The sequence below is a fragment of the Bacillus sp. PK3-037 genome (assembly GCF_054161355.1).
Genome location: NZ_CP096408.1, coordinates 4021859 through 4034027, shown reverse-complemented (window position 1 = coordinate 4034027; position 12169 = coordinate 4021859). Strand labels below are relative to the sequence as shown.

The 12169-nt window shown below is 47.5% G+C and carries 5 protein-coding genes, 9 tRNA genes and 3 rRNA genes; all 17 read left to right on the top strand.

Going from position 1 to position 12169, the window contains the following annotated elements:
• The 17 genes from M1D69_RS20780 (at position 1) to radA (ending at position 12166) form a co-directional block, all read left to right on the top strand.
• A tRNA-Val gene (locus M1D69_RS20780) sits at positions 1-76 on the top strand.
• Positions 77-79: 3 nt separating this feature from the next.
• Positions 80-155, top strand: a tRNA-Thr gene (locus tag M1D69_RS20775).
• Positions 156-192: 37 nt separating this feature from the next.
• Positions 193-268: transfer RNA gene (locus M1D69_RS20770), tRNA-Lys, on the top strand.
• Positions 269-275: 7 nt separating this feature from the next.
• Positions 276-358, top strand: a tRNA-Leu gene (locus tag M1D69_RS20765).
• Between the two features lie 40 nt (positions 359-398).
• A tRNA-Gly gene (locus M1D69_RS20760) sits at positions 399-473 on the top strand.
• Between the two features lie 14 nt (positions 474-487).
• Positions 488-573 (top strand) — tRNA-Leu (locus tag M1D69_RS20755).
• A 9-nt stretch (positions 574-582) separates the two neighbouring features.
• A tRNA-Arg gene (locus tag M1D69_RS20750) sits at positions 583-659 on the top strand.
• A gap of 23 nt (positions 660-682) precedes the next feature.
• Positions 683-759: transfer RNA gene (locus M1D69_RS20745), tRNA-Pro, on the top strand.
• A gap of 7 nt (positions 760-766) precedes the next feature.
• Positions 767-842, top strand: a tRNA-Ala gene (locus M1D69_RS20740).
• A 239-nt stretch (positions 843-1081) separates the two neighbouring features.
• Positions 1082-2631, top strand: a 16S ribosomal RNA gene (locus M1D69_RS20735).
• Between the two features lie 169 nt (positions 2632-2800).
• A 23S ribosomal RNA gene (locus tag M1D69_RS20730) occupies positions 2801-5728 on the top strand.
• A gap of 54 nt (positions 5729-5782) precedes the next feature.
• A 5S ribosomal RNA gene (rrf, locus tag M1D69_RS20725) occupies positions 5783-5898 on the top strand.
• The 16S, 23S and 5S rRNA genes sit together here with 9 tRNA genes alongside, the layout of an rRNA operon.
• A gap of 244 nt (positions 5899-6142) precedes the next feature.
• The gene (gene ctsR, locus M1D69_RS20720; RefSeq protein WP_010332747.1) at positions 6143-6607 is read left to right on the top strand and encodes a transcriptional regulator CtsR; all 465 of its coding nucleotides are present in this window, start codon (positions 6143-6145) and stop codon (positions 6605-6607) included.
• Positions 6608-6620: 13 nt separating this feature from the next.
• On the top strand, positions 6621-7178 hold the full coding sequence (locus M1D69_RS20715; protein WP_458105020.1) for a UvrB/UvrC motif-containing protein: 558 nt from the start codon (positions 6621-6623) through the stop codon (positions 7176-7178).
• Entirely contained in the window at positions 7178-8269 is a 1092-nt protein-coding gene (locus M1D69_RS20710; RefSeq protein WP_059291687.1) for a protein arginine kinase, read from the top strand. Before M1D69_RS20715 ends, M1D69_RS20710 begins: the two co-directional genes overlap by 1 nt.
• On the top strand, positions 8266-10698 hold the full coding sequence (clpC, locus tag M1D69_RS20705) for an ATP-dependent protease ATP-binding subunit ClpC (protein ID WP_458105021.1): 2433 nt from the start codon (positions 8266-8268) through the stop codon (positions 10696-10698). The genes M1D69_RS20710 and clpC overlap by 4 nt, the downstream gene beginning before the upstream one ends.
• A 91-nt stretch (positions 10699-10789) precedes the next feature.
• On the top strand, positions 10790-12166 hold the full coding sequence (radA, locus tag M1D69_RS20700; protein ID WP_458105022.1) for a DNA repair protein RadA: 1377 nt from the start codon (positions 10790-10792) through the stop codon (positions 12164-12166).
• Positions 12167-12169 lie beyond the last annotated feature (3 nt).

The following is a 12169-nucleotide window of genomic DNA, read 5'->3' as shown; positions in this document are numbered from 1 at the left end:
GGAGGATTAGCTCAGCTGGGAGAGCATCTGCCTTACAAGCAGAGGGTCGGCGGTTCGAGCCCGTCATCCTCCACCATTTGCCGGTGTAGCTCAATTGGTAGAGCAACTGACTTGTAATCAGTAGGTTGGGGGTTCAAGTCCTCTTGCCGGCACCACTTTTATATGATATAATATTCAAGTCTCTTGTAAGAAGAGCCATTAGCTCAGTTGGTAGAGCATCTGACTTTTAATCAGAGGGTCGAAGGTTCGAGTCCTTCATGGCTCACCATTTTTAAGCGGGTGTGGCGGAATTGGCAGACGCGCTAGACTTAGGATCTAGTGTCTTTATGACGTGGGGGTTCAAGTCCCTTCACCCGCATTATACAGGATGACAGTTATAAAAACTGGACAGCCTGTATGCGGAAGTAGTTCAGTGGTAGAACACCACCTTGCCAAGGTGGGGGTCGCGGGTTCGAATCCCGTCTTCCGCTCCAACTATACTATCCACGCCGGGGTGGTGGAATTGGCAGACACACAGGACTTAAAATCCTGCGGTAGGTGACTACCGTGCCGGTTCAAGTCCGGCCCTCGGCATTATAATTTGCGCCCGTAGCTCAATTGGATAGAGCGTTTGACTACGGATCAAAAGGTTAGGGGTTCGACTCCTCTCGGGCGCGCCATATATTTTATCAATATGGGAAATCGGGAAGTAGCTCAGCTTGGTAGAGCACATGGTTTGGGACCATGGGGTCGCAGGTTCGAATCCTGTCTTCCCGACCATTTTTATGGGGCCTTAGCTCAGCTGGGAGAGCGCCTGCTTTGCACGCAGGAGGTCAGCGGTTCGATCCCGCTAGGCTCCACCAAAAAAGATTTAAAAAAGTTGTTGACTTTGAGAAAGCGACGTTGTATACTAATAAAGTTGCTTTAACAAAGCGATAAACAAAATGATCTTTGAAAACTAAACAAGACAAAACGTACCTGTTAATTCAAGTTTTATTATAAAATCGCACAGCGATGTGCGTAGTCAGTCAAACTGAGGTCTGCACGATGCAGATCACGCAGATGTTGCCACAGGATGTGGTGAACTTAATCTGCGATCCATTCATCGGAGAGTTTGATCCTGGCTCAGGACGAACGCTGGCGGCGTGCCTAATACATGCAAGTCGAGCGGACAGATGGGAGCTTGCTCCCTGATGTTAGCGGCGGACGGGTGAGTAACACGTGGGTAACCTGCCTGTAAGACTGGGATAACTCCGGGAAACCGGGGCTAATACCGGATGTTTGTTTGAACCGCATGGTTCAAACATAAAAGGTGGCTTCGGCTACCACTTACAGATGGACCCGCGGCGCATTAGCTAGTTGGTGAGGTAACGGCTCACCAAGGCAACGATGCGTAGCCGACCTGAGAGGGTGATCGGCCACACTGGGACTGAGACACGGCCCAGACTCCTACGGGAGGCAGCAGTAGGGAATCTTCCGCAATGGACGAAAGTCTGACGGAGCAACGCCGCGTGAGTGATGAAGGTTTTCGGATCGTAAAGCTCTGTTGTTAGGGAAGAACAAGTACCGTTCGAATAGGGCGGTACCTTGACGGTACCTAACCAGAAAGCCACGGCTAACTACGTGCCAGCAGCCGCGGTAATACGTAGGTGGCAAGCGTTGTCCGGAATTATTGGGCGTAAAGGGCTCGCAGGCGGTTCCTTAAGTCTGATGTGAAAGCCCCCGGCTCAACCGGGGAGGGTCATTGGAAACTGGGGAACTTGAGTGCAGAAGAGGAGAGTGGAATTCCACGTGTAGCGGTGAAATGCGTAGAGATGTGGAGGAACACCAGTGGCGAAGGCGACTCTCTGGTCTGTAACTGACGCTGAGGAGCGAAAGCGTGGGGAGCGAACAGGATTAGATACCCTGGTAGTCCACGCCGTAAACGATGAGTGCTAAGTGTTAGGGGGTTTCCGCCCCTTAGTGCTGCAGCTAACGCATTAAGCACTCCGCCTGGGGAGTACGGTCGCAAGACTGAAACTCAAAGGAATTGACGGGGGCCCGCACAAGCGGTGGAGCATGTGGTTTAATTCGAAGCAACGCGAAGAACCTTACCAGGTCTTGACATCCTCTGACAATCCTAGAGATAGGACGTCCCCTTCGGGGGCAGAGTGACAGGTGGTGCATGGTTGTCGTCAGCTCGTGTCGTGAGATGTTGGGTTAAGTCCCGCAACGAGCGCAACCCTTGATCTTAGTTGCCAGCATTCAGTTGGGCACTCTAAGGTGACTGCCGGTGACAAACCGGAGGAAGGTGGGGATGACGTCAAATCATCATGCCCCTTATGACCTGGGCTACACACGTGCTACAATGGACAGAACAAAGGGCAGCGAAACCGCGAGGTTAAGCCAATCCCACAAATCTGTTCTCAGTTCGGATCGCAGTCTGCAACTCGACTGCGTGAAGCTGGAATCGCTAGTAATCGCGGATCAGCATGCCGCGGTGAATACGTTCCCGGGCCTTGTACACACCGCCCGTCACACCACGAGAGTTTGTAACACCCGAAGTCGGTGAGGTAACCTTTATGGAGCCAGCCGCCGAAGGTGGGACAGATGATTGGGGTGAAGTCGTAACAAGGTAGCCGTATCGGAAGGTGCGGCTGGATCACCTCCTTTCTAAGGATATTTACGGAATATAAGACCTTGGGTCTTATAAACAGAACGTTCCCTGTCTTGTTTAGTTTTGAAGGATCATTCCTTCGAAACGTGTTCTTTGAAAACTAGATAACAGTAGACATCACATTCAATTAGTAACACAAGATATCACATAGTGATTCTTTTTAACGGTTAAGTTAGAAAGGGCGCACGGTGGATGCCTTGGCACTAGGAGCCGATGAAGGACGGGACGAACACCGATATGCTTCGGGGAGCTGTAAGCAAGCTTTGATCCGGAGATTTCCGAATGGGGAAACCCACCACTCGTAATGGAGTGGTATCCATATCTGAATTCATAGGGTATGAGAAGGCAGACCCGGGGAACTGAAACATCTAAGTACCCGGAGGAAGAGAAAGCAAATGCGATTCCCTGAGTAGCGGCGAGCGAAACGGGATTAGCCCAAACCAAGAGGCTTGCCTCTTGGGGTTGTAGGACACTCTATACGGAGTTACAAAGGAACGAGGTAGATGAAGAGGTCTGGAAAGGCCCGCCATAGGAGGTAACAGCCCTGTAGTCAAAACTTCGTTCTCTCCAGAGTGGATCCTGAGTACGGCGGAACACGTGAAATTCCGTCGGAATCCGGGAGGACCATCTCCCAAGGCTAAATACTCCCTAGTGACCGATAGTGAACCAGTACCGTGAGGGAAAGGTGAAAAGCACCCCGGAAGGGGAGTGAAAGAGATCCTGAAACCGTGTGCCTACAAGTAGTCAGAGCCCGTTAATGGGTGATGGCGTGCCTTTTGTAGAATGAACCGGCGAGTTACGATCCCGTGCAAGGTTAAGCAGAAGATGCGGAGCCGCAGCGAAAGCGAGTCTGAATAGGGCGCATGAGTACGTGGTCGTAGACCCGAAACCAGGTGATCTACCCATGTCCAGGGTGAAGTTCAGGTAACACTGAATGGAGGCCCGAACCCACGCACGTTGAAAAGTGCGGGGATGAGGTGTGGGTAGGGGTGAAATGCCAATCGAACCTGGAGATAGCTGGTTCTCTCCGAAATAGCTTTAGGGCTAGCCTCAAGGTAAGAGTCTTGGAGGTAGAGCACTGATTGGACTAGGGGCCCCTACCGGGTTACCGAATTCAGTCAAACTCCGAATGCCAATGACTTATCCTTGGGAGTCAGACTGCGAGTGATAAGATCCGTAGTCGAAAGGGAAACAGCCCAGACCGCCAGCTAAGGTCCCAAAGTATACGTTAAGTGGAAAAGGATGTGGAGTTGCTTAGACAACCAGGATGTTGGCTTAGAAGCAGCCACCATTTAAAGAGTGCGTAATAGCTCACTGGTCGAGTGACTCTGCGCCGAAAATGTACCGGGGCTAAACGTATCACCGAAGCTGCGGACTGTTCTTCGAACAGTGGTAGGAGAGCGTTCTAAGGGCTGTGAAGCCAGACCGGAAGGACTGGTGGAGCGCTTAGAAGTGAGAATGCCGGTATGAGTAGCGAAAGAGGGGTGAGAATCCCCTCCACCGAATGCCTAAGGTTTCCTGAGGAAGGCTCGTCCGCTCAGGGTTAGTCGGGACCTAAGCCGAGGCCGAAAGGCGTAGGCGATGGACAACAGGTTGATATTCCTGTACCACCTCCTCACCATTTGAGCAATGGGGGGACGCAGGAGGATAGGGTAAGCGCGGTATTGGATATCCGCGTCCAAGCAGTTAGGCTGGGAAATAGGCAAATCCGTTTCCCATAAGGCTGAGCTGTGATGGCGAGCGAAATATAGTAGCGAAGTTCCTGATTCCACACTGCCAAGAAAAGCCTCTAGCGAGGTGAGAGGTGCCCGTACCGCAAACCGACACAGGTAGGCGAGGAGAGAATCCTAAGGTGATCGAGAGAACTCTCGTTAAGGAACTCGGCAAAATGACCCCGTAACTTCGGGAGAAGGGGTGCTCTGTTAGGGTGCAAGCCCGAGAGAGCCGCAGTGAATAGGCCCAGGCGACTGTTTAGCAAAAACACAGGTCTCTGCGAAGCCGTAAGGCGAAGTATAGGGGCTGACGCCTGCCCGGTGCTGGAAGGTTAAGAGGAGCGCTTAGCGTAAGCGAAGGTGCGAATTGAAGCCCCAGTAAACGGCGGCCGTAACTATAACGGTCCTAAGGTAGCGAAATTCCTTGTCGGGTAAGTTCCGACCCGCACGAAAGGCGCAACGATCTGGGCACTGTCTCAACGAGAGACTCGGTGAAATTATAGTACCTGTGAAGATGCAGGTTACCCGCGACAGGACGGAAAGACCCCGTGGAGCTTTACTGCAGCCTGATATTGAATGTTGGTACAGCTTGTACAGGATAGGTAGGAGCCTTGGAAACCGGAGCGCCAGCTTCGGTGGAGGCATCGGTGGGATACTACCCTGGCTGTATTGACCTTCTAACCCGCCGCCCTTATCGGGCGGGGAGACAGTGTCAGGTGGGCAGTTTGACTGGGGCGGTCGCCTCCTAAAAGGTAACGGAGGCGCCCAAAGGTTCCCTCAGAATGGTTGGAAATCATTCGCAGAGTGTAAAGGCACAAGGGAGCTTGACTGCGAGACCTACAAGTCGAGCAGGGACGAAAGTCGGGCTTAGTGATCCGGTGGTTCCGCATGGAAGGGCCATCGCTCAACGGATAAAAGCTACCCCGGGGATAACAGGCTTATCTCCCCCAAGAGTCCACATCGACGGGGAGGTTTGGCACCTCGATGTCGGCTCATCGCATCCTGGGGCTGTAGTCGGTCCCAAGGGTTGGGCTGTTCGCCCATTAAAGCGGTACGCGAGCTGGGTTCAGAACGTCGTGAGACAGTTCGGTCCCTATCCGTCGCGGGCGCAGGAAATTTGAGAGGAGCTGTCCTTAGTACGAGAGGACCGGGATGGACGCACCGCTGGTGTACCAGTTGTTCTGCCAAGGGCATCGCTGGGTAGCTATGTGCGGACGGGATAAGTGCTGAAAGCATCTAAGCATGAAGCCCCCCTCAAGATGAGATTTCCCATTCCGCAAGGAAGTAAGATCCCTGAAAGATGATCAGGTTGATAGGTCTGAGGTGGAAGTGTGGCGACACATGGAGCTGACAGATACTAATCGATCGAGGACTTAACCTAATATCTAATGATGTCACACCTGTTATCTAGTTTTGAGAGAACACTCTCAAATTGTTTGGTGGCGATAGCGAAGAGGTCACACCCGTTCCCATGCCGAACACGGAAGTTAAGCTCTTCAGCGCCGATGGTAGTCGGGGGTTTCCCCCTGTGAGAGTAGGACGCCGCCAAGCAATTAACGAAAGGGCAGCTCATATGAGCTGCCCTTTTTTGCATTCTGCTTATTGGTATCATAAAATTTCATTTAGTTATATAATATAATAACTTCACAGAGAAATTTTAAGTGAATAATCAGGTTTTATGGATTTAGAAAATGGAAATACTTAAGATAGAGCGAGAAAGTTGAAAATTCTCGAAAAACACCTTATAGTAAGATTAAAGTCAAATATAGTCAAAGTCAATAAAGGAGGGGGTTGAGTGGGACATAATATTTCTGACATCATTGAACAGTACTTGAAACAAGTGTTAGATCAAAATGGCAAGGAAATTTTAGAAATTAAACGTAGTGAAATTGCAGATAAATTTCAATGTGTTCCTTCCCAAATAAATTATGTCATCAACACCAGATTTACAAGCGAGAGAGGATATATTGTTGAGAGCAAACGCGGGGGCGGCGGTTACATCAGAATCATTAAAATTAAAATGAATAATGAAGTTGTCCTAATCAATAATATTATTTCTCAAATTAATACCCATTTGTCTCAAGCAGCCTCTGATGACATTATTTTAAGGCTATTAGAAGACAAGGTGATCTCTGAAAGAGAAGCAAAAATGATGGTCAGCGTGATGGATCGCTCAGTACTGTACATTGATTTGCCTGAACGTGATGAATTAAGAGCGAGAATGATGAAAGCTATGCTGACCGCTTTAAAATTAAAATAAGCGGGTGAAAAGATTGATTTGTCAAGAGTGCAATGAGAGACCAGCCACTTTTCACTTTACAAAGGTTGTTAACGGAGAGAAAAAAGAGGTTCACATCTGCGAACAATGTGCAAAAGAACATAGCGATTCATATGGTATAAGTGCAAGTCATGGTTTCTCTATTCATAATTTACTTTCAGGTTTACTGAACATGGATTCTTCATTTCAGAATGCTGGAACTCAAATGTTCAGCCATTCCGAGCAAATATCTGCTTGTCCGAAGTGCGGAATGACATTTCAGCAATTTAGAAAAACCGGCCGATTTGGCTGTGCCGAATGTTATAAAACATTTCATATTAATATTACACCGATCTTACGCAAAGTTCACAGCGGAAACACTGTGCATGGCGGGAAAATACCGAAACGTATAGGCGGCAACCTGCATGTCAGACGACAGATCGATATGCTGAAAAAAGAATTAGAAGCTTTAATACTACAAGAAGAATTTGAAAATGCAGCCCATGTGAGAGATCAAATTCGTTCATTAGAACAGTCACTCAAAAGTACAGATAGTGAGGAGGAACAGGGGTAATGTCGCTAAAGCATTTTATTCAGGACGCATTAAGCAGTTGGATGAAGCAGAAAGGCCCTGAAAGTGACATTGTACTCAGCAGCCGCATACGTTTAGCTAGGAACTTTGAAAATATTCGGTTCCCTACGCGATATTCCAATGAAGAAGCCTCATCCATCTTACAACAGTTTGAAGAACAGTTTTCAGAACAAGAAATTCCCGGTGTCGGCAAATTCCTTTTGATCAGAATGAACGATGCACAGCCTTTAGAAAAACGGGTGCTTGTTGAAAAGCATCTCATCAGCCCTAATTTGACAGAGTCTCCTTTTGGCGGCTGTTTGCTTTCTGAAAATGAGGAAGTGAGCGTCATGTTGAATGAGGAGGATCACATTAGAATTCAGTGTCTTTTCCCAGGTTTTCAGCTTCCGCAAGCCATGAAAGCCGCAAACCAAGTTGATGACTGGATTGAGGAAAAGGTTGATTATGCATTTAGTGAGCAAAGAGGTTACTTAACCAGCTGTCCTACAAATGTAGGTACGGGCTTAAGGGCTTCAGTCATGATGCATCTTCCGGCACTGGTTTTAACTAGGCAAATAAATCGAATTATCCCGGCTATTAATCAATTAGGCTTAGTTGTTAGAGGAATTTATGGGGAAGGCAGCGAAGCAGTAGGAAATATCTTTCAAATTTCAAATCAAATCACGCTTGGAAAGTCGGAACAGGATATTGTCGATGACCTTAACAGCGTAGCCGCCCAGCTGATTGAACAGGAACGATCTGCTCGAGAAGCGCTTTACCAAACCTCTAAGATTGAGCTTGAGGATCGTGTGTATCGATCCTATGGAGTCTTGTCCAATTGCCGGATGATAGAATCGAAAGAAACTGCAAAGTGTCTTTCAGATGTTCGGCTGGGTATAGACTTAGGCATTATAAAAGGACTTTCAAGCAATATACTTAATGAACTGATGATTTTAACACAGCCGGGATTTTTACAGCAGTACTCGGGAGGCGCTTTGCGTCCGAACGAAAGAGATATACGAAGAGCGGCTCTTATCAGAGAACGGCTTCACTTAGAAATGAATGGGAATAGACAGGAGGATGAATCGATATGATGTTTGGAAGATTTACAGAACGAGCTCAAAAGGTACTGGCGCTTGCACAGGAAGAAGCACTTCGTTTAGGTCATAACAATATCGGCACTGAGCATATTTTATTAGGACTGGTGCGAGAAGGAGAGGGCATCGCTGCTAAAGCACTTCAAGCGCTTGGACTTGGTTCAGATAAAATCCAAAAAGAAGTGGAGAGCTTAATTGGGCGCGGACAGGAAATGTCTCAAACGATTCATTATACTCCGAGAGCTAAAAAAGTCATTGAGCTTTCAATGGATGAGGCCAGAAAACTCGGTCATTCTTATGTGGGAACAGAGCATATTCTTCTTGGTCTTATTCGGGAAGGTGAAGGTGTGGCTGCGAGAGTGCTTAACAATCTCGGAGTCAGCTTGAATAAAGCAAGACAGCAAGTGCTTCAGCTTCTAGGAAGTAATGAAACAGGTTCATCAGCTGCTGGAACAAACAGCAATGCGAATACGCCTACACTAGATAGCCTGGCAAGAGATTTAACAGCGATTGCGAAGGAAGACAGCCTTGATCCGGTTATCGGCAGAAGCAAAGAAATTCAGCGTGTCATTGAAGTGCTGAGCCGCAGAACGAAAAACAATCCTGTTCTGATTGGGGAACCGGGCGTAGGGAAAACGGCTATCGCAGAAGGTCTCGCACAGCAAATTATCAATAATGAAGTTCCCGAAATTTTACGGGATAAACGCGTTATGACATTAGACATGGGAACAGTTGTTGCCGGTACGAAATATCGCGGTGAATTTGAGGACCGCTTGAAAAAAGTTATGGATGAAATCCGTCAGGCTGGAAACATCATTCTATTCATTGATGAGCTCCATACACTAATCGGAGCGGGCGGAGCAGAAGGTGCCATTGATGCATCCAACATTTTGAAACCTTCACTTGCTCGCGGAGAACTTCAGTGCATCGGTGCGACAACTCTTGATGAGTACCGTAAATATATTGAAAAAGATGCAGCTCTGGAACGCCGTTTTCAGCCAATCCAGGTTGATCAGCCGTCTGTAGACGAAAGCATTCAAATCCTAAAAGGCTTGCGTGACCGATATGAAGCCCACCACCGCGTTTCTATCACTGACGAAGCCATTGAGGCTGCGGTTAAGCTTTCTGACAGATATATCTCTGACCGTTTCCTTCCGGATAAAGCTATTGACTTGATCGATGAAGCGGGTTCAAAGGTCAGACTGCGTTCCTTTACAACGCCTCCTAATTTAAAAGAGCTGGAACAGAAACTTGATGAAGTTCGTAAAGAGAAGGATGCTGCGGTGCAAAGCCAAGAATTTGAAAAAGCGGCTTCCTTGCGTGATACGGAACAGCGTTTACGTGAACAAGTGGAAGATACGAAAAAATCATGGAAAGAGAAGCAGGGACAGGAAAACTCAGAGGTTTCTGTGGATGATATTGCGATGGTTGTATCCAGCTGGACTGGGGTGCCTGTATCAAAAATCGCTCAAACTGAAACTGATAAGCTTCTTAATATGGAGAGCATTCTTCATTCCCGTGTCATCGGCCAAGATGAAGCTGTTGTAGCCGTTGCTAAAGCGGTCAGACGTGCAAGAGCAGGGCTAAAAGACCCTAAACGCCCAATTGGCTCATTCATTTTCTTAGGCCCTACAGGTGTAGGTAAAACGGAGCTTGCACGGGCACTTGCTGAGTCTATCTTCGGTGATGAAGAAGCCATGATTAGAATTGATATGTCTGAATACATGGAAAAACACTCGACTTCTAGACTTGTAGGTTCACCTCCAGGGTATGTGGGATACGATGAAGGCGGCCAATTAACAGAGAAGGTAAGAAGAAAACCATACTCTGTCGTGCTTCTTGATGAGATTGAGAAAGCGCACCCTGACGTCTTCAATATCCTCCTTCAAGTTCTTGAAGACGGACGATTGACTGATTCTAAAGGCCGTACAGTTGATTTCCGCAACACGATTCTGATCATGACGTCAAACGTCGGAGCAAGTGAGCTGAAACGCAACAAATATGTCGGCTTCAACGTTCAGGATGAGACGCAAAATCATAAAGACATGAAGGATAAAGTGATGGGTGAGCTGAAGCGTGCGTTCAGACCGGAATTCATCAACCGTATTGATGAAATTATCGTCTTCCATTCACTTGAGAAAAAACATCTGGCTGAAATCGTGTCATTGATGTCTGATCAATTAACGAAACGTCTTAAAGAACAGGATCTTTCTATTGAATTGACGGAAGCTGCGAAAGCAAAAGTCGCGGAAGAGGGAGTAGACCTTGAATACGGTGCCCGCCCGCTCAGAAGAGCCATTCAAAAACATGTGGAGGACCGTTTATCTGAAGAGCTGCTCAGAGGTAACATTCATAAAGGACACCATATCGTTCTGGATGTAGAAGATGGCGAATTTGTCGTAAAAACGACAGTTAAAACGAATTAATATAGAAGACGAAAATGAGGCATACAGCATGTAAGTGTATGCCTCAATTTCGTATCAAGAAATAGAACAAGGGAGAGGTCTTACACTATTTATGGCTAAAACAAAATCCAAATTCATCTGCCAATCCTGCGGCTACGAGTCTCCAAAATGGATGGGGAAATGTCCGGGCTGCGGCGCTTGGAATACAATGGTGGAAGAAATGATTAAAAAAGCACCGGCCAATCGGAGAGCGGCTTTTTCTCATTCTGTTCAAACCGTTCAGAAACCTTCCCCCATAACATCAATCGAAACATCAGAAGAACCCCGGGTTAAAACACAGCTCGGCGAGTTTAACAGAGTGCTCGGCGGCGGTGTGGTGAAGGGCTCACTTGTTTTAATTGGCGGGGACCCCGGCATCGGAAAATCGACCTTATTACTGCAAGTATCCGCTCAGTTATCTGGTTCAACACGTCATGTTCTGTACATTTCAGGAGAAGAATCGGTAAAACAAACAAAATTAAGAGCAGACCGTCTGGGCATAAATAATCCCTCACTGCATGTTTTATCCGAAACCGATATGGAGTATATTTCGTCTGCTATAGAAGAGATGAATCCAGCGTTTGTGGTTGTTGACTCTATTCAAACGATCTATCAAAGCGATATTACATCGGCTCCCGGCAGTGTGTCACAGGTAAGAGAATGTACAGCCGAGCTGATGAAAATTGCAAAGACAAAAGGTATTCCGATATTTATTGTAGGTCACGTAACGAAAGAAGGATCCATCGCGGGGCCGAGACTGCTGGAGCATATGGTTGACACTGTTTTATACTTTGAAGGAGAACGTCACCATACTTTCCGAATCTTACGGGCTGTAAAAAACCGCTTTGGTTCTACAAACGAAATGGGTATTTTTGAAATGCGGGAAGAAGGGCTCACTGAGGTACTGAATCCTTCAGAGATCTTTTTAGAAGAGCGTTCGGCGGGATCTGCGGGGTCGAGCATAACGGCTTCTATGGAAGGTACAAGGCCGATTCTTGTTGAAATTCAGGCGCTCATCTCGCCAACAAGCTTTGGCAATCCGCGGCGCATGGCAACAGGGATAGATCATAACAGGGTGTCACTGTTAATGGCTGTGTTAGAAAAAAGAGTAGGGCTGCTGCTGCAAAATCAGGATGCATATTTGAAGGTAGCGGGCGGCGTCAAACTTGATGAACCTGCGATTGATCTTGCTATAGCGGTCAGTATCGCATCAAGCTTTAGAGACGCACCTCCAAATCCTGCAGATTGCTTTATAGGAGAGGTGGGATTAACCGGAGAAGTCCGCCGGGTATCAAGGATTGAACAGCGTGTAAAAGAAGCGGCAAAGCTTGGTTTTAAACGCATGATCATACCTGCGGCAAATCTGGATGGATGGACGAAACCAAAAGGGATTGAGGTCATCGGAGTAGCAAATGTTGCAGAGGCTCTTCGTACTTCATTAGGAGGATAATAG